We start from the raw sequence: 23,409 nt of genomic DNA, 5'->3' as shown, positions 1-23,409 counted from the left end.
CGGTCGATTCGGTAACTCTCCCTTTTAATATTTGGGTATGTAGATTGAGGACAGATATTCCTCTATATCCTTTTCTTCATAAAGTATCTTTCCGTCAAGACGATAGAACGGAATAATACCTCTGTCGCGGAAGTCCTGCAATGTTCGGCGCGAAATGCCGAGTCTTTCAGATAACTGGGCATCGGTCATAAAGCGTTTGCCCATCAGGAAAGGTTTATATTCCAACGCTATTTCCTCCAGCATCTCAATATTTCGCCTTCCCATCGAGAGGAATTTTCTTATAACGTCATGTTCTTTGTCATATATTTCTTTCACTCTTGCCTTTGTTTATTTTTGAATATACGTCCTCTGACTTGTAAAAACATTTCCGTCCATGTTTTACATAGCCGATTTGTCCGAGCGTTTTCATAGTTCTCACTTTCCGGGTTGAAACACATAGCAGTTCCGCGACGGTCTCAGTTGGAATCCATTTGCCGGATTGGATTGAGCGGCACTTTTCATACATCGCCGCAATCAAAAGGGACTGATACTCCATTATCTCGAACATTGCATCCAGTGCCTCTTTGTCGATTCTTACGTATTCCAATGTTTAGCGGTTTCAAATGTGACCGAGTGAAAAAAGAAGGCGGAGTCCCCTCCGCCTTCAACCACTAAATCCGCAAGTCGTATGTTACATAGACTGCGATTCGATTGCGAATTTAGTGAATTATTTTCAAACGGCGGTTATTTTCAGTATAATTTGGCTTCAATCGGGGCGAATGACAGCCCTTTGCCCTTGCCGCGCACAACGATGTCGTAGAACTCATGGCCGTGGCGGTTGGTGAACATTATCTGCGATGTGTAGCCGTGGGTCAGAAGGCTGGCGACCTCCTTGTCGGTGAACTTGTGGCCCATGAACTGCAAAGGCATGGTGAATCCGCAGACATGGCATTTCGCAACGCGGGGATAGCGGATAACCGAGTGTCGGCCGCATATCGGGCAGACATGGGTATCTACCTTAGCCGGGAACAGACGGTGGTCGGTGATGAGCTGTTCGGTCTTGGCATAGATCCATTTACCATACTCATTCATGAGCTGCGCTCCGCCGACACTGTTCTTGCGGTCGCCGTAGAGCCGTTCAACCTCTACCTGATATGCCATAAGGTGACCGAGGGCATAAGTTGCGTTGAAGGTTTCAAGCAGGAGATTTCCCTCGCCGGTGATTGCCGGTTCACCGCATACGTCCAGAAGAAGGCGGTTGTCGCGGAGACGGTCGAATGCGTCCGCCACATCATGGTGTGCCAATGTGAAAGGCATACCGGGATTGTATTTGTCCGATAGTGAACGGAGCAACATTGAGATTGCGCAGAGAAGATCGTTCATTTTGGGCGCTGTGGGAGCCACTGAGGTGTGGGAGAATTGGGATTTACCGGTGAGTTTCACTTCCACGGCCTTAGGCACCTTGATGTCGGGGGTGTAAGGGATAGTTCCATAGAACGGTTCGCCGTTGATTTCCACCTCGATAACCAGCTCGTTAACTGCGGTAGGCCCGGCAAGGTTGGCGTAGAAGCGTGAACGGATAAGGTCATATACGCGCTGTTCATCACTGTCGAGAAACAGAGGCTTGTTGCCTGAGATTATGATTCCGTGATTGCCGGAGATTGTACCGTCGGCGACAAAGGAATACTTCCTGCACCATTTGTAGCGGCGGAGTTCATCGCGCAACGATTCGGGCAGTTTTGCGCATGATGTCAGGGGCGACGAGATAAAACCACGCTCATAGAGGCTGACGGCGATGTCGCGGGTTGTGGAGAAATTGAGGTTCAGTTTTTCCCATGCCTCGCTCTGGAGCGTGGTGAGAGTGAAGAGTGCCGGAGACGGACTCATCTCAGTGTCGAGCATAACATCGGAAGCCTCGACTGTTGCCGGCACACACAGATTCTTGTATGCCTCCGCCGCCTCCTCTTTGGTGGAGTATGTCGAACAAGGATAGAATTTGACATCCTTGCCGAGTGCCACGCCGCTCACCATTACGGAATGGGTGTTGACGGGAACGTGTTGGCCACGGGCTTCTGCGTCGGATTCAAGATAGTTCCTGACGGCGGCAAGTACAAGCACGTCCTGACGGCAGATAGGCGACTTCATTTCCTTGAACAGTGAACGGTATGCTTCCGAAACATTGTACTTGAAAGCCTCGTCCATCGCCATGCCCACAAGTCCTGTCTGGGCGAGATTATGGAACTTACGTCCCCACTGACGGATCTTGAACGCCGACTTGATTGCCTTGCGCTCCAGACGGGTCAGGAACATACGGCTTGTGGGTGCGCCGACTTTGAAGAAACGGCAGATGTTGGCGAAACGTCCCTGAGCGTCGGCTCCGCCGTCGGACGCGAAGATTACCTCATCGCCGCCACGGATAAGTTTACCAATATAGTCGGCATAGGTCTTGTCCTCGGTCGAGATTCCGTAACGGCCGTTTTCATCAGGAGTATGTCGGATACCGTAGGTGTAGCGTTCCGGTACGATGGGGAGAGCGTCCTTGCCGGGAAGCACTCCGAGTCCGAAGGGACGGATGAAGTCAGGAGTGACGGTGATGACAGCGATGTCATTGTTGTAGATTACGCCGGGGACGGCTACATTGGTGGTTACGTTAAGGGCGCGGGCGATGGCTGAAGCCACGGGAGCGGCCTCGGTAATTATGACTTTCATGTCTGAAAATTTTTTAGAGTTTGTAAATTGGGTTTGTTGAAGGCTGACACTCTCAGCCGGGAGGTTTGGAGAGAATGACACGGGGAGTTCGCGACCTCCCCATGTCGGCGGAAGGATTGCCATATCATCGCTTGCGCACGCGAGGGAATGGCGGTCTGCTCAATTCAGAGCTTGCGGATAAAGTGGTTGAAGGTCAGAGTTTGGGGCCTTTTGGCTTTTGCTGTTTCTTCTGCTCTTCGTTTTTGGGTTCGGTCTGCCCCCTTTGGAGCGGTTCCTTAACCCCTTTTGTGGGTTCGTTGGTCTTACCCTCATTGTTGACAGCATATTGCGTCTTGCTCTCGCTGGCTATGCCGACAACCTTCTCTTTGTCGGGATAGACATAGGTCTGCTTCGGACGCTGCTTCTCAGGGTCAAACTGGAGATAGACCGTGCAGGGATTCCCGTTTCGGTCAGGGATTTCTCCTACCATAATCTGTTTGCCGGCACGATAGTCAGCTTGGGCGGTTTCGGAGAGCGGCACACCTTTCCATTTGGTGAGGTTCTTGATGTTGCCCTCCTTGTCGAGCCATGAGTTGTACTGCTGTCCACCCTGTTCCTGAGATTGCTCCCGCTTCTGGCGGTATTGTTCCGAGTTGACGAAAACCACATCGCGCTTGTCGGCATTGTACTGAAGGTCGGCGGTAAACTTCCGTCCGTTGGGCAGCTCGATATGCTGCTCTCTGATTATGCCTCCGTCTTTGAGGATGCCGATCTGCTTCATGTCAAGTTCGATGTTGGCGACCTTGTTCTTGATGTAGATTTTATCCACGGGGATACTTTCAATCTCATTGGTGAGACGGTCGATGCTGACGAGCGACTTCTTGACCTCCCCGGTTTTCGGGTCAGTAAGGTCAACAGATCTGCCCAGATTTCCTGTCTTGCGGAGCTGAGCCTTATCCTCGTCCGTGAAGGTATAGCCTTTATAAGTTTTGTCGAGTTGAGGCTCGTGCTTCACAAAATGAGGCGTGAGGGTAAAACTGCCGTCAGGATTGGACTTGAACGAGAGCCGGGCCTGTGCCTCGAATTTCTCGCCGCCGATTTCCGGTCTCAGGGTGAAAAGCTGCGGAGACTTGTGGTTATATACCATCTGCTGCATTGCTCCGGACTTTTCGAGGTCATCTCTCTTGATGCCCCATTGTTTTTCGATGGTGTCCCAGTCAACTTTGTTGGGGTCAACCGGTGCCATCTTGATTGCGGTAGAAGTCTCCTTTGCCGGAGTCTGGTCATGCTGTTCAGTAACCGTCTGTTCCTTTGCCATTGATTTAGCGTCAACCTCAAAGGGTTTAAGAAGGTCGGCGTTAGCCACAGGGTCTTGGAGCATATCGGACATCGCCGGACCGATCTTGTCGAACTCAGTTTCAGGAATCTTGAAGAAACCGAATAGCGATGGGTTCTTTGCCTGCCGGATGAAGTTCGACATGAAGGCTTCGAGGGGATTCTGACCTTTGGAAAATTTCACAAGGTCACTGAGCTTCGCGGATTTTACATCCGCCATTTTCGGGGTGCCGTCGGGATTCTGTCCCACGACTACGCCGACCTGCCCTGTTTCGTTGTTGCGGGCAATCAGCACTTCAGATTGTTGCTGTTCTTTGTTTTGTTCCATTAAAATTATTTGGTTAAACATTACGCCGGACTTGCGGCGCGATAATTATCTCTGGTGACGTTGACGAAGTTTTGGAGAACGTAATCGTCAAACTGGTCTTGGGTCATGAATATGGTTCGGCCATCATTGCTGATATAGTATTCCATTTTCCCTTCAGCTCGCATTTTTCTGATTGTTCGGGTCGTTTTGTTAAGACCTATTGCAAGATCCTCAAGCATTATTATAGTACTACCTTTGTAGGAAAGCTGAGGCTTGTCAGATTTTTTTACGAGCTTTATCATTGAGTTGGCAATGGAGTTCAACAAATAGACCACAATGGTCATGGTGTCCATCATCCACTTGGATAAAGGTGTTGTGTCCCTCGGTTGATCTGGTGGTTTTGTATTCATATCGGGTGTCGTTTAAGTTTTACGATGCAAAGTTACTGCGGCTTTTTCCGGGCATTGTAAGCATCGGATAAGTGCTGATGTTTTATTGTGTCAAATATTCTTCGATTGATGATTTTCAGGCAGTTACTCTTTAGCTATCATTTGGATTCATAAGTGTGTATCAGCATTTGAGTATGCTATTATGCTGCAAGTTCGGCATTTACGACATCCACCATATTGTCGAGGAAGTATGTCACCCGGATCCCCTTAGCAGGACAGCGGCGTTTTATGCCGTCTCTTGCGTTCTGATATTTCTTCGGGTCGAAGTCAAGACCGAAAAGTGCATGAAGTCCTTTCTTGATATGGAGATGGTATGCTTTGCTCCCTCCATTTATGAATTTACAGGCTATTATAAGGTGGATGAGTTCACAGAAGTCGGCATAATTACCGGTGAAAGTCACATCTGATGTTGTATCAGTCACTTTATTATTCTCAGCCACTGTATCCAGTGCGATTTTCGCTGAAACAGCCATTTCTATCTGATTGAGCAGACATTTGGCTATTTCAAGGATACGCTTTGCATATCGGCTCAACAAGCCATCGGCATAACCGAGGATTTCGGTCACCTCGGAAATAAATATCGACAGGCCGGTGTGTATCACTCGCCATTGGCTGTTGCCGTGGGCATATTCCACGATTGTGGCTCTCATATCGGCGTAGAGCGCCTTGATGTTGCTTTCATCGCCTTCTTCCAACTGGTGAAAGAACTGGCTGTTCAGGAGGGTTAATATTTCCATTTCAATATCGTTTTTGAGTTATGCCCTTCTCAATATATTTAATTTCAACAAAGTTCAATGTCCGATGTAAAATATTTGTAACACTCTATCAACCTGTAATATAAATCTAATATAACTCCGTGCATTTGAATTGTCGAGTGTGTTAAAAGTGTTGTATTAACACAACACTATGTTGTGTATGCTACATAAATTCACGCAATATCAGCCATATTTAATTGTGCAACAGTATGTCATTCTAAAATAAAAATTGTATCTTTGTACTCAGTTTTGGCGAACAAATACCCTATACACATTTGTTATAATGGCAAAATCATTTTTAACACTCCCCGAAAGTCTTATGAATATAGACAATGATCCACCGAGTAATCGGAGCCTCCTTATCTACAGTTCCCAGATAGAGGATGGTAAAAAAATGGAAGAGGTATTTTCCAAACCGGGACGAAAAATACAGACCACCAACAGCATCAGCACTGCAAAGAAAATTCTTGAACGAAGTGATTGCACTATGCTGATAGTGGCAGTCTCAGGTAAAGACTGTGATGGTATAAAACTGCTTGAATGGACGAATGACACCATTTTAGGAATTAAAAAAGTTGGTGTGGCCATGACAGAGTCGCCGGATATATATAATAAGGTGTATAAGTTAGGTGCTGACCATTGCTTCTATTTTGATTCACTTGTTGTTGACAGACTTACAATTGCAATAGAAAAGTGCCATAGAGAAGACCAAAGATGGTTTCAACGGAATAGCAATGCTTTTCAGGGATGTTCGAGAAGGATAAATATTGAGAGCAACTCAAATTCTACGCTTCTCCTTTCAGGGCCCCAAGGTGTAGGAAAAAGTGCGATAGCGCGAGTGATTCATGACAGTAGCCCTCGCCGCTCCGGACCATTCGTTGTGGCTGAGTGCGCACATTATCTGAGCGCGACTGAAAGCATGGATATATTCCGTGGCAAGGAAACAGGTGTGAAACATCCTTTGTATCGCAACCAGCAAGGACTGTTGGCTCAAGCCAATGGAGGCACTCTTTACATTCATGAAGTTTGTATGCTGCCGTTGCACGTTCAGGAAGTGCTTGCCACTGTAATTCAACGCGGAGTGTTCACTCCTCAGAATCTTACAAAGGAAATCAAGTTTACCGGACGCATAATCCTATCGACAAAAGTAAATCTCGCTGAAAAAGTACGGGACGGTGATTTTTCCGAAGCCTTGTTTCATTGCATACACAGCAATGTTGTGATTGTTCCACCTCTTTCAGATTGTCAGGACGATATTATTCCTTTGGCGGAGTGCTTTATTAAGCAGATCTGCGCAGAGTCGGGAATCAAATCCCCTCGCCTTACAAAAGGTGCTATCAACAAATTGACCAACCATATCTGGACCGGCAATGTGCGGGAATTGTTCAGCACAATATCACGCGCTTGTTATGAGTTTCGTGGTGAAACATTAGGGAAAGATGATATAGTCCTGAATGAGATTCCCAAGAACAGAGAATCCCATACCCGTCATTATCGTGTGCAGCGGGCATTGAGGCAGACTAAAGGCAACAAGGCTCAGGCCGCAATGTTGCTCGGCATAAACCGCTCGACTCTCTATGCTTGGATTAAGGCAGAGGGTATTCCAAAGGATTATAGATAAGGATTTGAATGGCGACGCTCTACATATCAAGAGTGTCGCCATTCAATTTATCTACAATTTGGGACCGGCAGCTCGGAAACCTCCGGGGGGAGTTACGCCACAACCACCGATAATGATGCGGGAACTTAACGGTTCCCGTTCTTTGTATGTGGTGGTTGGCTCCGCGACCATTGACTTTTTATTGTCTGTGTCCGGTGTCGGCGCATCAATTGTCTGGACAGTGTGAGGAGAATCCTCTCGCTTTACCTCCTCGCCGTCCTCCTTGTTCTCATGCTTAGGTGCTAATTCAGCGGCGATTTTGCGGTCAAGAGCTGCAAGTTCGGATTTCAACTGCTTCAACTCGTCCTCCTTGCCCCATGTCTTAGCCATAATGCCTTCAAGTATGGGAACATCCGCTTTGAGTTTGGCGGTACGTTCCTCGTACTGGGCGATTATGCCGGGGATTTTCTCCAGAGCATTGACAAAGTTCATGCAGGCGGCGTGGGTGTCAGCCATCGCCAACTGGCCGTTGTTGTACTTATATTTGTAGTTGCCCTCGACAACAAAGCGGTTCTGCACTTTCTCAACGCCGTCAGTCAATACTCTTTCAGAGATAATGCTGATTGGGAAGCCATAGACCTCGCCCACACGCTGATATTGTCCGTGGGTGTCTGTACGTTGTGCCAGACCTTGCAGGTGGATACCCATATTCTTCTCATCGGAGAGGTTACAGGTGTCAATCGTGAGATTGTTGATTGGGTTGCCATCCTTGTCATGCTGCACCACTTTGTCGTAACGTTCCCAGTCGGCTTTCATCCGCTCTATTGCCGCCTCGTTGTTGGCAATGTCATGGGTTATGGTCTGGAGCCGGAACTCGGAATCGCCACGTCCCTTGTTGAACGACTTTCGTTCACTCTCCAACGCCGCTATCCGTTTTTCAAGTTTTGCCTTATCGAGCAGGTCGGTGTTGCCGGATAGGATAGCCATGTACTCAGAGAAATTCATGCCATTCTTCTCGTCCATAGAACCCTCGTCGATTGTTCGCGCTCCCAATGCACCACTTTTAAGTTGGTTTATGAACGTAGCCTTGCAATGAAGAAGATTGAACTTGTAGGAGTCCAAAGACTTCTCAACCGCGTAGATAATCACATCCACCTTATTATCAGCATACAGTTTGGCAATCTCGTTGCCGGCACGGATAGCGCGACCCTCGCGTTGTTCGAGGTCGCTCGGACGCCACGGGCATTCCAATTCATGGACAGCGACAGCTCTCCTTTGGGCGTTTACGCCAGTTCCCAACATGGAGGTTGAGCCGAAAAGCACCCGCACATCGCCGTCATTCATAGCCTGAATGACAGCCTTTCGTGACCGCTCAGTCTTGCACTCTTGGATAAACCTTATCTCATGCGGAGGAATACCATAATCCTCAATCAATTTACGCTTGATCTCAGAGTATATGTTCCATTCGCCCGGCTTGTAAGTTCCTAAATCGCTGAATACAAACTGTGTGCCTTTCTGAGCGTCATACTTATGGTAGTATTGGGCAATCATCTTGGCACAGTGGCTCGCCTTATTGTTCGGGTCATCAGAATAATTGGGGTCAATCATTCTCATGTCAAGAGCCATCTTCTTTGCATAATCTGTGGCGATGAGCATCTTCGCCTTCTCCTCAGTGTCAGACAATGGCGCACGACCCAATATTGTGGCATCACCGCTTTTGGCAAACTCCATTAGTTTCTGGATAAACTCCTCCTGTTGAGGCGTGGGCGGGATATTGTGAAGAATCTCGTTCTTCTCCGGTCGGTCAACACCAACATCCTGTGCGGTTCTATAATCCGTTATCTCATTATAAAAAGCCGCCAACTCCGGAACCTTTATGAAGTATCTGAATCTTTCCTTTGCTACAATGCTGTTGGTGACATTGAACTCATAGTCGGTTGTCTTCTTGGCGAAGATTGCCGCCCATGCGTCGAAACACCGGATCTCCTGCCTTTCAAGTTCTTTCGGCCGCAGATACTTGAACAGGAGATACAACTCCGTCAATGAGTTGGAGATTGTGGTGCCGCTGAGAAAAGTCGCACCCAAATCGCGCCCGGTCCTCTCTTGGATGGTACGGATGGCATAGAGAAGATTCAGTGAGCGTTGGCTTCCTTCGGAGTTGCCAAGTCCAGCCACACGGTCATGTCTGGTATTGAACATCAGATTCTTGAAACACTGACATAAATCCAAAATTCCGGATTTATCACATTATCAGAACTTTTATGAGTTTCCTATTAAATTACTCAATTATTTAGTAATCATTTGTTTTGATCCGTAAACAGTTCTGATTATATTCCGTCATAATTGTAGAATAACTTTTAAACAAGATGCGATTATGGACATATTTAATCTGAATGAAAAAGTCGAGGGGCTTGTTTCTTATTTACAAGAAACCGGTTATTCAGCCATGTACATAGGCTATGTGAAGAAAATGGCTGAGTGGCTATCGGAAAATGCTAACCATTATAAATGGCAGAGTTTCTCCGACGTTGAACCGACATTAAAAGAATTGTGGTCCAACAAGTATACCTACAGGAACAAGGTACGCCTGTTGCGTGTAATCTGCCAATACATTGAGAATGGATTATTACCCGATGGTTGCAAACACTACAGCAAGCCTCACCACTATGAGTTGCTCGGCGCAGAATACAAGGATGTAACGGACATGGCTTTCAACATGGTAGACAGACGTTGCAAATTTTCAATAAATGTGAAGTATGCGCTATCTTCGTTCTTCTTCCGGCTACAGGAAATGGGAGTGTACTCATTCGAATCAATAACAGAAGATGCGGTATTAGAAGTGTTTTCCAAAGACATAAAACCGAAAATGGGCCATTCGCTCAAATATTCGGTGGAATATGGGCTGAAAGCCTGTTTGCCTCACTATGGCAAATCCGTTGAACGTATAATCGCATACCTGCCGTCCATACCCAATATGCGGAAAAACATTCAATACCTTACGGAGCAAGAACTGACTGCTATCAGGCATACTTTAGAACACGATAGCACAATATCTCTACAGGACAAAGCCATCATAACCTTGGCCATGTACACGGGATTGCGTGGATGTGACATCTCTGCACTCACGCTTGACAGCTTCGATTGGGAACACGACCTGATAAAAATCACTCAGGCAAAGACGGGACAGCCCCTGACATTGCCACTCCGTGCCGTGGTAGGAAACGCTGTATTTGATTACCTGCTCAAAGAACGTCCCCGAAGCCCGGAACCATATGTTTTTCTCACAGTACAGGTGCCATACAGAAGGCTTCATACAAGCAATCTCGATGCTATATGCTCAAAAGTCATGTGCAAAGCAGGAATAAGACAAGGTGAAAATGAGAGAAAGAGTCTGCATCTGTTCCGCCACAATGTGGCAACGGCCCTGTTACAGGGCGGTGTGCAGCAACCTGTCATAAGTGCCACCCTCGGTCATGCGTCCCCGGATTCTCTCGACCGCTACCTTAGTGCGGAATTCAAGAGGCTGAAGGAATGTTCATTGAGCATAGAATACTTTCCCGTAGGAAAGGGGGTGTTTGACGTATGAAAACTATTTCATTCCTATCCAACGCTATAGAAGGGTATGTAAAATACCGCAAGGCTTCCGGGCGTAACAGCCATAGCTATGTCAAGAACGTAATACTGTTCGATCATTTTTGCGCAAGGGAATATCCGGGACAAACTGAGCTTACCCAAGAAATCGTGGACAGATGGTGCAGGCAACGTCCGACTGAATGCACAAACTCCTGCGTGTCACGTGTCTATCCTGTCTTAGACTTCATCAAGTACATGAACAAGCGTGGAATGACGAAAATTGACTTGCCGCAAGTGCCAAGGTCTGTGCCGAGGACTTATACGCCGCATCCTTTTACACACTATGAATTGAAACGCTTCTTTGACGCTTGCGACAACATAAAGCCAAGGCGTGGCAGACTCGCGGCCATCCAGCGCATGACACTGCCGGTGTTCTTCCGTTTACTGTACAGTTCAGGAATAAGGACAACCGAGGCCATCCTGCTGGAACGCGATGACGTAAACCTTGAAAATGGCGTGGTATCCATCAAACGTGGCAAAGGGTATGACCAGCATTATGTAGTCCTCCATGACACAATGTTGCCCCTGATGCGTACTTATGACGGAAAAATAGATGGGCTGATTCCGAACCGTAGGGTGTTTTTCCCGACACCGGATGACAAGCCGCACCCTCCTGTATGGGTAACGTACCACTTCAGGGTGCTGTGGCAAAGCTGCAATTCATCCCGCGCAATCCCATACGAACTAAGGCACAACTACGCCATAGAGAACATAAACAGCTGGACACACCAAGGATTTGCCGTACATGACAAATTACTGGCTCTAAGCAAGAGTATGGGGCACAGGCAAATAGAAAGTACATTGGCTTACTACTCTTTGACTCCGGCGATTTCGGACATAATGGCGTGTACCGACAATGAAATCAGCCAACAATTAACGCAAGACGATTATGAAAAAGAAGATTAACCCACAGGCCATGCAGATTGCCGCGTGCCTGCATGACTGGCTTGAACACCATGTGCCTTCCATCAAGGCGTGCAGCCGACATACCCTAAGAAACTACCATGTTTCCATGACGCTTTATGCAGAGTTCCTCAGAACGGTAAAAGGCATAACGCCCGAAACGTTGAATGCTGATTGCTTTTGCAAGAAAAACATTGAGGAGTGGATTGTTTGGATGAAAAAAGTCCGTAACTGTAGCCCGGCAACCTGCAATGTGAGATTGTCCGCCTTGCGCGCTTTTCTGAAATACCTATCAGATAATGACATATCATTCGTTTCAGTGTTCCTGCAGGCGGAGAATGTGCCGAATGAAAAAACTCCAAAAAGGAAAGTGATCGGGCTCAGCAAGTTGGCTGTTGACACGCTTTTATCCATGCCAAACCAAAGAACCGCCATTGGTTTTCGTGATTACACGCTTCTGCTTCTTCTGTATTCGACTGCCGTGCGCATCAATGAGCTTTTGACGCTGAAGATTTGCAATATTACCATGGACTGCGCAAAGCCTCACATAATTGTCATAGGAAAAGGACGAAAGAGACGCCCAATACCTCTTCTGGCAAAGCCTGTTCAATATTTGAAGAAATACCTTACCGAGTATCATCCTAATCCTGGCGATGCTGAAGCATTACTCTTCAGTTCAAAAAGCAGAGGTATATACACACCCATGTCTGCGGAAAATGTTAATAAAATGCTGAAAAGGTACGCAAAGATGGCGCATGGCAAATGTAGTGACGTTCCTTTGGACATACATGCGCATCAGTTCAGGCACGCCAAAGCATCCCATTGGCTTGAAAACGGCATGAACATTGCCCAAATCTCTTATTTGCTTGGGCATGAGAATATCCAAACGACAATGGTATATCTTGACATAACTACCGAACAAGAGGAAAAAGCATTGGAAACGCTTGAGGATGAAAACCAGAGGTGCGTTGGTAAGAAATGGAAATCGGCAAAAGGTAAAATGGAACTTGAGGTTTTCTTGGGTTTGCATAAATGACGAATGTGGGGTATTGTGCTTGTAATAAGTACAATGCCTCATTTCATAACAACTCACTCAATAAATAATCCGAACTATATTAAAATGCAACAAAATAAGAATCAGCAACTTGATGCGAAATTTAGGAAATTCATAAAAGTTCTGATAATGGCTCTCGTCAACGAAAATATGGTCGATGCCCATCTGTTTGAAGTCAACAACACTGTCCTTGGACTGTTCCATCTGATACTGTATGGTGGTTATCTTGGCGGTGAGGTTCTCCTTACGCTTCAACAGACCTTTGAGCATACCACGCGAAATGTCGTGTCCCTGCTGCTTGATGACTTCAAGATTCTCCTCAACAGTGTCAAGTTCGGATTGAAGGATTTGCTGTTGCATCTCCGGAGACTGCGGTATCTTGCCGAACTGGTCGTGCGACATTATGATACAGTCATAGTCGTTGTTCTTGATCTGGTTGAAGAAGTTCACGCGGTTTGCTGCTGTGAAACTCTTGGCATCCGCATAGAGGATACGGGCATTGGGATAGGCTGTCTGATAAGTCATGGCAATTTCCGCAACATTGGCTTTCATTCCGATAATCATCGGTTTATTCACCAATCCGAGACGTTTCATCTCATGAGCCGCCATGCACATTATCAGGGTCTTGCCCGTGCCCACCTGATGGTCGCATATTCCTCCACCGTTCTGAATCAGCATCCATACGCAATCCTTCTGTGACTGATATACGGAATTGATATGGTAGCGGTCGCCCAACAGTTTCATGTTGAGGTCGGGAAACTTCTGATGTGAGCCGTCATAATGAGGTCTGACGTAGCAGTTGAACTTGCTGTTATACAAATCAACAAGTCTATCCTTGAACTCCTGCGATTGAGCCTCCAGCCAGTCCGAGAATCCATTACGGATTTCATCAATCTTGGTGTTGGCGAGTTGGATTGCCTCACTGTCGGGGACTTTTATGTCGTGGCCATTCTCATCCTTGCCAATAGACTTCTTGATGTCCGGCACTGTGTTGTGCAGGGCGTGTTTGAGAAGGCTCATGCCGTCATATACACGATAATAACCTCTGACACAGAACTCCTCCCAAATCTTCATATTCTTGTGACGGGCATCACAGGAATACTCGTCCATTGATGAAGAATAGGCTATATTAACTTCAGTGCCATATAGGTGACTCATATAAGCGGAGTATATTCCGGTTGGAATCCAGCGTTCACCGAAATTGAAGTCCAGTTCATCGAAAGTAATCTTTCGGGGAATGGCTTCCTCCAACGCTTTCAATGATTCTTTCGACAAGTCAATGAACGGTTCAACGCCGTCAAAGCCGGGAAAATCCTTGATGCGTTCTTCCTCGCGGTTAACCCACTCCTTGACCTTCTCGGCTTTCTGCACTACATTACCGGCGATGAAGCGGTCGGCAATCTCAAAGTTTGACACGAGCGGATTATAATATATGTGTCCGGCAAGGCTGTCAATCATCGCCTCCTGCTCCATATCAACAAGACTGCCCATATATTCGAGGTTGACCTCTCCAAATTTATTGAGTGAAGCTGTCAATGCCTCCATCGAGGTATCAACTGATGTAACCTCATCAACGGCAAATGATACCGGGTGGTCAAAGATGTCAGCTTTGACAAAATGACCATTCTCGCCACGCTCCAGAGCCAACGAATCACGCCCGTTTGCGTCCATGAGTATGAATTTTACATTCTGTTTCTCGTTGAGGTTGCCGTATCTGTCTATAAATTCATCATAATACTGATTGAGGTGTTCGCGCATATCTGCATTTTCCTCATGCGTCTCAGCCTCAAAATGGTATAATTGCTGATAAGTTTCCGACAGCGTGATATAGAGCATGGCTCGTTTCTCCTGTTCCGGTTTAAGAGTGAGCGGTGAGAATGTCGCGCCATTTTTGCGTACTTCCGAGAGAAAACCGACCTGCCCCTTGTCCACGACCATACTGCCATTGTGGTGGAAGAACTGAATATCCTCCGAGAAAGGACGGGGAGACATATCACGTTCAGCCGGTTTGGGTGCTTCCGCTGCCACTCTTGGCTTCGGAACAAAATCACCTTTTGATATTTCGATAATAGTGCCGTCTTCGGTAATGGTTTCCTTCTTGGTTGCTTCCATCGCCTGACGTTCCGCCTCCATTTCAGCAAGCTGACGATGGGCAATCGACATCATTGTCTCGTAGAATCCATTGATTGGCGGATTGGTTTCCCAATCAAGAGAACCATAAAATTCCAGCTCCTTATCAGATAGTGGACGGAATTTCTTTACCTGCTCATCGGAAATCTGGATTTTGGTAGTAGGCCTCGGCTTATCTTCCTCGGTCTTTGGCTGTCGTGGCTGACGCTTCGGTTTTTGCAATGGTTCCAGCTCTCCAAAAAGATTGTAGGCAAACAGACGCGGGTCGGGATTGTCGTTGAAGTCGGGTCCACCGTCAGTTTCAATCTCCTTTACTGGTTCAACAGGAGCGGGAGCCGGTTTTGGTTCAACCGTCGGTGGCGGCGTTATAATCTCCGTAGGCTTATATTCCTCCTTTTGTTTCTGCTTTGGATCTTCAAGCTGTTCACAGATAGCCACACGCTGACCTGCCCTTACGAGCTTGGGGAGATAGGTGTCAAGGGCATGGTGCGGAAAACCTGCCAGTTCTATACTGTCGGCTTTGCCGTTGCGACGTCTGGTCAGGGTTATTTCCAGTATCTCCGACGCTTTGACGGCATCAACGCCCATACACTCATAGAAATCTCCTACACGGAAAAGGAGAATGGCATCGGGATGTTTCTTCTTCATTTCCCGATATTGCTGCATCAACGGGGTATCCGCTATGCGCTTTGGCTTTTCTACCTTGTTTTCGGTAGAACGCTTAACAGACTCAGGTGTTGGCGGTGTTAGACTCCTATTATTATAGAAGTCCAGATTTAGGCGCATTTTCAGCGATTCATGGAGTGCCTTGCGCATATCGCTGGCAATACCATCGACACCGCCCTCATGTTTGTAGATGATAGCCGGTTTACCGAACTGGTCAGTGCCAACTTTAGCCTCTGTGCATATAACATTCTGAGGGAATGCCGCAAAATATTTATTATTCGGAGCCTTGGTGTCACGGTCAACAATTGACTGGATGAAAAATTCCTCATCAGCCGACAACGCTTTCTTGTTGGTGTGCTTCTGAAGAATAATCAGATCAGACCCGGCATCCGTTCCGGCATTGTCTGAGAATGTGTTGTTGGGCAGACGGAAAGCACCCACAAGGTCAGCACGGCGCATCATCTCCATGCGCACAAAGGGGCTGGCGGCATTCATCACACCTTGTGAGGCAATGAAAGCGACAATTCCACCCTCATGCACGGTGTCGAGCGACTTCAAGAAGAAGTAATTGTGGATAGCCCTTGTTGACTGACGGTAGGCAATCTCCTTGCTTGTGGCATATCGGGGGTCGGCAACCGCAAAGTCCCCGAAAGGTATATTGGACGCTGCCACGTCGAAATATCCCTCAAAATCTGGGTCAATCTTCTCAAAGCCCTTTATCTCGGTTGAGATTGAGGGATGGAGCGCAGCCAATATTTTGCCTGTCAGCAAATCTTTCTCAAATGCCAATGTCTCAGCACCGGGATAGCGTTGTAGGAACGAATCTACAAAGGCTCCCTGTCCGGCAGATGGTTCAAGGAGACTCTTTACCTCAATACCATTAGCCTTCAACGAATCAGCGATGGCATCAATCACAGGCTCAGGAGTATAGAAAGCCGTCAGCACGGACGCTTTCAGCGAGTCCATATAAGCGGCAAACTCCTTGTCATTCTTGGAATAGTCGTGGATAAGGCGGCGAAGTTCAACCGTAGGCGCAAACAGCTCAATGTCGCTCTTGCTCCACTTTGCGGCGTCGGCAAGTTCGTTGGCGTCCTGCAAGATACATTTCAGTCCTCCGAACCCGGCATACTTGCGCAGTATCTCCCTTTCAAGGGCATTTTCCGCATTGCGATGTTCAACATCAAGGCGCAGGGCAAGTCTTATAGCCTCGATGTTATCGCGCATTGTTTGTAATCTGTTATAAGCCATACTCCTCAAAGAATAAGGTAATACGGCCAATAACCGTCAGCCGGAATACTTCCCCGTCGGAAGTGTTGAAAAATTCTTCGCCCAAAGTAATTCCTTTGAATTCATCTTTCAACTCATCAATAAATGTGTAAGTCCAAAACTCAATGGATTCATCTTCAAGTGAAATATTGTCTTGAAACTCATCAAGCAACAGGCCGCTGATGAAATCGTAAGGTGACATTTCAAATCCTGCGTAAAGTGCAGCCATTGCTTTTTCATTGGAAATATACCACTCGTCACCGGCAAGGCGGGATTCAACGAAAACATCGTATGCGTGTTCAGAACGGCTGGCGATAAATAGGTCATCCTCCGCTTCCGGGAATCTATGCTCCGAAAGGTATCGGCGAAGAAAGAGGTTATAGTAGTCGAGGTCATAACCCCGGCTGTCAAAATTGTTATCAGTCATCAATATATCTATAATTGATGGTTTCAACCCTTCTGCTGAAGAAGGTGTCGCAATTTAGGGTCAGCATCTATGCGGGCAATCTCATTGTCAACTATATCCCGCACGTCCTGCTTTATTTTGTCGTAGTTTGCCTGAATGTCAGCTCTCATCTTGTGTTTATCCTCCGAGGTATCTTTGAAATCGGTCAGGATTGGAATCGGCACATATTTTTTCATTTCTGCATTGACCTTTTTACTGTCCACGACAATCTCTGCGTGAAAAATCTTCTGGTCAATGCGTTGGTCGATGTTGTCTGAAACAGCTCCGACAAATATTCCCTGTGTGAGCGTTGAGATCTTGCTTGGCGGGATAAGCGAGTCCATCTGAGTGTTGAATGAGTGGCTTACATCCTGACGGTTGATTGATATTGACTGCCGCTTCTGCAACACCTTACCAAAGCGTTCAGACAAAGTTTTGGCGGTCGAACCTACCACCTGCCCGGAGAAGATATTGCCGACTGTATTCATCACGACCGCAGCCTCCGGCTTCCCATAGTCACGTTCCAACTGTGAGAAATCCTGAAAACCGAGACACACGGCAACCTTATTGCTTCGGGCCGTAGCAATTAGGTTATCCAAGCCCTTAAAGTATATCGTGGGAAGCTCATCTATAATGACACCGGACTTCAACATCCCTTTCTTATTGATTAGTTTCACGATTCTCGAATTGTAAAGTCCGAGGGCCGCACCATAGATATTCTGACGGTCAGGATTGTTGCCGACGCATAGAATCTTCGGCTCTTTCGGGTTGTTTATGTCAAGAGTGAAATCATTGCCGGTCATTACCCAATAGAGTTGTGGCGAAATCATACGCGAGAGAGGTATTTTTGCCGAGGCAATCTGACCTGCAAGCTGCTCCGCTGCCCCTCCGAGCCAAGCATCCATAAATGGCGACAGGTAATTTTCCAAGTCCGGATAGCTGGTTAGAATCGGAAAAATATCCTCATATCTGCGGCACAAAAACTCAATAGCATGAGGAAATGTGCAATACCGTCCGCCTTTATAGATTCGCAGAAACCAGATGATAGCCGCGAACAATACAATCGGAGATTCGACAAAAAAGTCACCCTGTTTTTGCACCCACGACTTATTAAGGTTGAGCATTATGGTATATGCGCTCTCATAGGCATCGGCAATATCTGACATGAAATCAGGGTGAATGGGGTTACAACGGTGGCTGCGCTCCGGATCATCGAAATTTATCATATAGAATTTCGGTTCCACATCTCCGTATTTGTCAAGGTGATTCAACAGGTGGTTGAAAGCGATGGTACTGAGGTCGGGACTCTTGAAATCATAGACATAAAGCGAGTACCCTTTCTCAATCATCTGCTTGATGAAATTGTTGACAACGGCGTATGACTTACCGGAACCGGGAGTGCCGAGTACGATTGTCGCTCTGAAAGGATTGACAATGTTTACCCACCCCTCGTTCCATCGTTTTTTGTAGTAGAATTTTGTGGGAAGGTTTATGGAATAGTCATTCGTAAGCAGGCGTGTTTCCTGCTGAAATGATTCATTCTCATCGTTGAAACGGTCGTCCATCATGTTGTTTTTCAACATACGGCTCATCCATATTCCTCCCAAAAGGAGGCAAACATAGCCGGTAACTGTGGTCACGATGTAAGTAATTTGCCAACCTAAACTCATCATCCACCAGTTGAGGAGAAACAGGACACCGCCAATGCCAATGATTATCCAAATCTGCCTCCACTTGATTTTCTCATTCTTGACACCTTTTGTTCCGAAACAAGAGAGAGCCAACAATAGAAGGGACCACCATTTGGCGTTCCATAGGTTGTTGTATAGACCTCCGGCATCATTAAGTCCGTTAAGGATTTTCATAGTCTGGGCATGGAATACCCAATCGCCGATAAGGTTATGGCAGTACCAGTAGATTTGTGTGACCACAACGAGGATGCTAAGACCACGGATTAAATCCATGATTTTAGCCAATGCCCGCAGGTCGTCCTCTTGCTGAGACATTTTTATATACAATATTTAGAATTTCGGTCGTTGACCGCGCTTCTTCTTCTGCTTCATGCGGCGTTTGAAATCCTCCTCATCAGCGTCAACTGTCGGGTTAAGCTGAAACAAATCAAGACTGGGGAGTGAGTAATCATAGTCATTACCGCTATCCTGATGCTGTTGAGTAGGAGCCGAGTTGGTTGATGTCTGCTGCTCTTGATTTGTTTCATTATCCGGATTTGTCGGTTCAACAATAACAGGAGTCCGGCTAACCTCATTATCTCCGGAGAATCGTTCATTAAGAGCATTGGCGGCATATTCCCTGCCAAGGCGAGAGCCATTCAGTACGGTATGCGTATCATGGTCTATGAAGGTTGCGCCATAGATTCGTCCTTCATCGGTATATCTCAATACAAGGTCGATATTGCGCTCTTTCAGTGCAGCAATAAATTCTTCCTTACTGTGAGATTCATTCAGGGACTGAGCAACTCGCCTTCTTGTCTTTGCCACTGCCTCATGAGTTATATTCTGTTCGGAACGGTTGATTTTCTCGTGGACTGCATTAAGGCTTGAGAACTTACCGAGGCGTGAAGCCTTGAACGGGTTGCCAACCTTTCTACCGTTTTCATCCAGTGCGGAATAAACTATCCCATGATACTCCCTGCCATTGACCATGCCGTTGGTCTCTTCTGAGGTCAAACCATAGAGCGACAACACAGCGTTGTATTCTCCCATTGTCTGAAATGAGTAACGGCTCATTATGAGCTTGACGGTGTTGGCAACCTGACGCTTTACATCACCGGCATTATAGTCAACTTTCTTTAATGGAGTATCCGGTTCCAGACGTTGACGCTCGGCCTTATGGAGATTGTATTTCTCCTCAATCTCGGTAGTCGCTTTCTTGCTACGCCGATGGATAAAATCCATGTTGAGCCGCTTTCCCTGTTCATCGACATTGACCGTCACTATATGGATATGGTGGCGTTCTATATCGGTGTGCTTATAAATTATGTAGGGTTGCTCACCGAATCCGAGTTTGTCAAGATACTCTCGGGCAATGTTGGCGAGGTCAGAATCCGATAACACATCATCTGGATGTGGATTGAGGGAGATATGGAGAACCGGCTTCTTTGTGCGTCCGGTCTTCGGCATGTAGTTTTTGAAATCCTCCACCATTTCCGAGATGCCGATTTTTCCGTCAGGTGGCACATAAATTTTATTGGTACAAAGGACTCGACCCTCCTCCTTGTTGATTTTCTCTCCGTTGTATGAGAGTGCGCCGTACAGACTGCTGCCTACTGAGATTTTTGCGACCATTGGTTGCGCATATCCTCAGTAAGTGCAAGGACTTTGGCGGTGACAGCCGCCAGATCCTTCGTTTCTTTTTCAAGACGGTAGAGCAACGTCATTGCCTTTTTCTCGGAGAATCCGGCTTTGAGTTCCTTCACCACGATGTTGTAGTTGACGCCGATGTTGCGGTATTCGGCAAATAGGGCTGAAAGTTTGGTGAGATAATCGAGCATTGTCTTGTCGATTTTATGCACCTTAAAAGTCTTGCCCAAGACCAGACCCTTGATGAAAGTAGCCTTGACGCTCTCCCCGGCAAGCTCCATCATACGGATAAGTTTGTCAAATTCGAGGTCATCGAAGCGTAGCATTACGCAGTTGTGGCAACGGTTGGCGACCGTTGGACGCCCTCCTTTGTTGAAATTTTCTGCCATAACAGAACGGGATTGAAAGTGACGCATGGCGTTTTTGTAGCCGACGGCAGGTCTATTCAAGGTAAATGCGACTTCGGAGCATTTACCCAACATTGCAAGGTCGTTTTGTGGGTACCCGGTAACCCAAAACCTTTTCAGTAACTGAAAAGACACCTTGCTATGTTCTTGTGAACATCCGATATAATATAAGGAAGTGGATTTTGGATTGATGTATATCAGAATCCGTGTTTTTCATTCGCTCCTGCCTGATTTTCGGCTGCGTCATGCGCTATTGCTCTTACAAAGATACGACATGGAGACCCCCAAATGCAAATTTTTGACCCTCTTGAAAGCACTTTTTTGAAAACAGAGATCAATCAAGTTGTTGCCACCTAACCAAATCCTTCAAATATGCGATGAATCCGAGGCTTCCCTACAGGCGGAAATAAGCGGAAATAAGGGTACTTTATGCGGTCGAGCTATGCAAATATTTGGAAATCCGATAACTCAGGCAGTAACTTTGCAACGTGTTCGATTGACAGACCGACTTCCAAGACGTTCAATATACTAATCTTCGGAACGATTCTTCGACCGTCAGTTATATCTTTTGAATAATTTATCCGACAATCGCCTGATCATATATAAAACGGAGAGTTCAACAATTAGATTATTTTGCCGACTACCATACAGTTCATACTATCTACCTTTGGAACTGCTTATTGTTGAGTCAACAGAAGATTTAATCGTTAGATCTAATTAAATATCGGTCAATCGAAAATTCGGAATGTAGATTGATACATTGATTTGTCCTCCGATAAATCTATTTATTGAACTATATATAACTAAGTTCCTCGGGTACACGATTCCTCAATTCCCAATGGGCAGATGTCCATAGTGAGCAATTAAAGGAATACCCAAACCTATTTTCAGTCGCTCATCAGCGGAGTCAACAACAAGCGGAAAAACGCGACCAAAACATGACTTTATGCGGTTGAGCTATCTGAAAATTTGGAATACGGAACTTGTGGGTTGTAATTTTGCAGAGCATTCCAGCCGATGGAAACATCCGTGCGTTCAAGAGAATGGATATAGGAACAGCGACGGCCTGCTCCTGAATCTGAAATGCGAACAAAAAAACTCACAGCTGACACGATGACGACAAAATGGTAACCGCAGAGTTCAAAACAGTTACCAAGCGGGACTGCACGTCAGGGACCATTGAAAGTCAGAAGTAAGGCATCCCCACTTTTTATTATCAACTGAGACACAGACGAAAGGGACGGTTAACAATTACCCGGATTGATAATCGGAACTTGCGCCTCAGGCTCGCTTTGTGTCTGAACATCAACTAAAAACATGAATGAAAGAACCCAAATTCGTGGCTTTCTCCACTCAGAAAGGTGGAGCTGGCAAAACAACCCTTACAGTAACGATGGCAAGTTACCTTTACTACTGCATGGGCTTGAAGATTATCGTTGTTGACTGCGACTATCCGCAGTACAGCATAAACGATATGCGTGAAAGGGAGAAGATGTTGCTGGAATTAAGTCCGGCATTCAAAAAGACCTTCTCCGACACCCTGCTCCGTACAAAGCTCAAGCCATTTCCTGTTCTTGTATGCCCTCCAGAAGAGGCGATGAAGAAAGTAAGGGATTTGATAGAGGAAGGCGAAGATGTTGACATCGTATTCTTCGACTTGCCCGGAACGGTCAACAACCGTGGCGTAGTGAATGTGGTGAACTGCATGGATATGGTGGTCGTTCCCATCGCCGCCGACAATGTTGTCCTTGAAAGCTCGCTCGCCTTCGCTCTCAAATTACAGGAATGGCTCACGACAGGCCGCTCTCAGATTAAAGGGCTTTATATGCTCTGGAATATGATGGATGCCCGTGAGAAAACAGACTTATACGACCGCTATGAGAAGTTATTTGAAGAGTTGGGACTGGCAACACTTCGGACAAAAGTACCGGATACAAAAAAGTATCGCCGTGAGGGTTCGGAAACCCTTGAAAGGGCGGTTTTTCGCTCCACGGTCATGCCTCCGGACAAGACGCTGCTTAAAGGCACACGTCTCACTGAACTTGCGGATGAGATTCTCAAAATCCTCAAAGACTAAGCCTGAGCCATGTCGAAGGTATATGAATCGGATGTAGATCCCGATGAGTTCATCCGCAGTTTCCGCGAGGAGTCCTCCCAGTCAACCGTGAAAAAAGAGAATGAGAATAAGACTGAAACACCGGCCAGAGCTTCGGACTCCAAACGTAAGAAAGTGCAATCACAACCTTTACCGGAAGAAGATGAATATCTGGATACTTTTGTAAGGAATATGGAACACATGCGCCCTTTATGCAAATATCTTATGGTTGACATCCATCCCGACTTTATCCGGAAAATCAAGCGTGTGTTGTCTTACGAAACAGGACCGGTATGTTCTACCAAAGCCTATATCAATAACGTGCTTGCCGAACATTTTCGGCAGTATGAAAACTTCATAAATAAACGACAATAGAA

General features: G+C 46.5%; 15 protein-coding genes and 3 pseudogenes. 6 read left to right on the top strand and 12 right to left on the bottom strand.

Annotation, left to right across the window (positions count from 1 at the left end):
* Positions 1-24: 24 nt before the first annotated feature.
* The 5 genes from EZ315_RS09240 to EZ315_RS09220 form a co-directional block, all read right to left on the bottom strand.
* Positions 25-315 carry a helix-turn-helix domain-containing protein gene (locus EZ315_RS09240; protein ID WP_135471793.1) on the bottom strand — a complete coding sequence of 97 codons (291 nt, stop codon included), beginning with the start codon at positions 313-315 and terminating at the stop codon, positions 25-27.
* 414 nt (positions 316-729) lie between these two features.
* The gene (locus EZ315_RS09235; RefSeq protein ID WP_170957502.1) at positions 730-2,688 is read right to left on the bottom strand and encodes a DNA topoisomerase; all 1,959 of its coding nucleotides are present in this window, start codon (positions 2,686-2,688) and stop codon (positions 730-732) included.
* 193 nt (positions 2,689-2,881) lie between these two features.
* Complete coding sequence (locus EZ315_RS09230) at positions 2,882-4,330, bottom strand: DUF4099 domain-containing protein (RefSeq protein WP_170957501.1); 1,449 nt, start codon at positions 4,328-4,330, stop codon at positions 2,882-2,884.
* A 20-nt stretch (positions 4,331-4,350) separates the two neighbouring features.
* The gene (locus tag EZ315_RS09225) at positions 4,351-4,719 is read right to left on the bottom strand and encodes a hypothetical protein (protein ID WP_135471790.1); all 369 of its coding nucleotides are present in this window, start codon (positions 4,717-4,719) and stop codon (positions 4,351-4,353) included.
* 179 nt (positions 4,720-4,898) lie between these two features.
* The gene (locus EZ315_RS09220; protein WP_135471789.1) at positions 4,899-5,495 is read right to left on the bottom strand and encodes a hypothetical protein; all 597 of its coding nucleotides are present in this window, start codon (positions 5,493-5,495) and stop codon (positions 4,899-4,901) included.
* Between the two features lie 412 nt (positions 5,496-5,907).
* Here EZ315_RS09220 and EZ315_RS09215 point away from each other — a divergent pair, with 412 nt between their 5' ends.
* A complete protein-coding gene (locus tag EZ315_RS09215; protein WP_162222236.1) occupies positions 5,908-7,134 on the top strand; it encodes a sigma-54-dependent transcriptional regulator in 1,227 nt (408 codons plus the stop codon).
* A 51-nt stretch (positions 7,135-7,185) separates the two neighbouring features.
* On the opposite strand, the pseudogene EZ315_RS09210 reads toward EZ315_RS09215, so the two are convergent.
* Positions 7,186-9,330, bottom strand: a pseudogene (locus tag EZ315_RS09210) (helicase-related protein); the annotation flags it as partial.
* Between the two features lie 157 nt (positions 9,331-9,487).
* Here EZ315_RS09210 and EZ315_RS09205 point away from each other — a divergent pair.
* Genes EZ315_RS09205 through EZ315_RS09195 form a run of 3 tightly spaced genes read left to right on the top strand, consistent with a single transcriptional unit; the run spans position 9,488 to position 12,685 of the window.
* Positions 9,488-10,699 (top strand): tyrosine-type recombinase/integrase, encoded by a 1,212-nt coding sequence (locus EZ315_RS09205; RefSeq protein WP_135471678.1) that lies wholly within the window; start codon positions 9,488-9,490, stop codon positions 10,697-10,699.
* Complete coding sequence (locus EZ315_RS09200; RefSeq protein WP_118214583.1) at positions 10,696-11,652, top strand: tyrosine-type recombinase/integrase; 957 nt, start codon at positions 10,696-10,698, stop codon at positions 11,650-11,652. Before EZ315_RS09205 ends, EZ315_RS09200 begins: the two co-directional genes overlap by 4 nt.
* The gene (locus EZ315_RS09195) at positions 11,636-12,685 is read left to right on the top strand and encodes a tyrosine-type recombinase/integrase (protein ID WP_005680570.1); all 1,050 of its coding nucleotides are present in this window, start codon (positions 11,636-11,638) and stop codon (positions 12,683-12,685) included. Before EZ315_RS09200 ends, EZ315_RS09195 begins: the two co-directional genes overlap by 17 nt.
* A 147-nt stretch (positions 12,686-12,832) precedes the next feature.
* Here the strand turns inward: EZ315_RS09195 and EZ315_RS17030 are convergent.
* The 6 genes and pseudogenes from EZ315_RS17030 to EZ315_RS09170 all read right to left on the bottom strand — a co-directional run.
* Positions 12,833-14,737, bottom strand: a pseudogene (locus tag EZ315_RS17030) (DNA methylase); the annotation flags it as partial.
* A 468-nt stretch (positions 14,738-15,205) separates the two neighbouring features.
* Positions 15,206-15,499 (bottom strand): annotated as a pseudogene (locus EZ315_RS16655) (MutS N-terminal domain-containing protein); the annotation flags it as partial.
* A 1,237-nt stretch (positions 15,500-16,736) separates the two neighbouring features.
* The gene (locus tag EZ315_RS09185) at positions 16,737-17,192 is read right to left on the bottom strand and encodes a DUF1896 family protein (RefSeq protein ID WP_135471786.1); all 456 of its coding nucleotides are present in this window, start codon (positions 17,190-17,192) and stop codon (positions 16,737-16,739) included.
* 23 nt (positions 17,193-17,215) lie between these two features.
* The gene (gene mobC, locus EZ315_RS09180; RefSeq protein WP_394347032.1) at positions 17,216-19,174 is read right to left on the bottom strand and encodes a conjugal transfer protein MobC; all 1,959 of its coding nucleotides are present in this window, start codon (positions 19,172-19,174) and stop codon (positions 17,216-17,218) included.
* Positions 19,175-19,231: 57 nt separating this feature from the next.
* The gene (gene mobB, locus EZ315_RS09175) at positions 19,232-20,515 is read right to left on the bottom strand and encodes a conjugal transfer protein MobB (RefSeq protein ID WP_135471784.1); all 1,284 of its coding nucleotides are present in this window, start codon (positions 20,513-20,515) and stop codon (positions 19,232-19,234) included.
* Positions 20,494-20,919 carry a plasmid mobilization protein gene (locus EZ315_RS09170; protein ID WP_135471783.1) on the bottom strand — a complete coding sequence of 142 codons (426 nt, stop codon included), beginning with the start codon at positions 20,917-20,919 and terminating at the stop codon, positions 20,494-20,496. The genes mobB and EZ315_RS09170 overlap by 22 nt, the downstream gene beginning before the upstream one ends.
* A gap of 1,339 nt (positions 20,920-22,258) precedes the next feature.
* On the opposite strand from EZ315_RS09170, the gene EZ315_RS09165 reads away from it, so the two are divergent.
* Together EZ315_RS09165 and EZ315_RS09160 are read left to right on the top strand one after the other, a co-directional pair.
* The gene (locus EZ315_RS09165; protein ID WP_135471782.1) at positions 22,259-23,014 is read left to right on the top strand and encodes a ParA family protein; all 756 of its coding nucleotides are present in this window, start codon (positions 22,259-22,261) and stop codon (positions 23,012-23,014) included.
* 9 nt (positions 23,015-23,023) lie between these two features.
* A complete protein-coding gene (locus EZ315_RS09160) occupies positions 23,024-23,407 on the top strand; it encodes a DUF3408 domain-containing protein (RefSeq protein ID WP_135035831.1) in 384 nt (127 codons plus the stop codon).
* Positions 23,408-23,409 lie beyond the last annotated feature (2 nt).

This window comes from Duncaniella freteri, from assembly GCF_004766125.1.
In the GTDB taxonomy this organism is placed as follows: Bacteria; Bacteroidota; Bacteroidia; order Bacteroidales; family Muribaculaceae; genus Duncaniella; species Duncaniella freteri.
The sequence above is the reverse complement of the archived record's forward strand: the minus strand, read 5'-3'. Positions and strand labels throughout refer to the sequence as shown.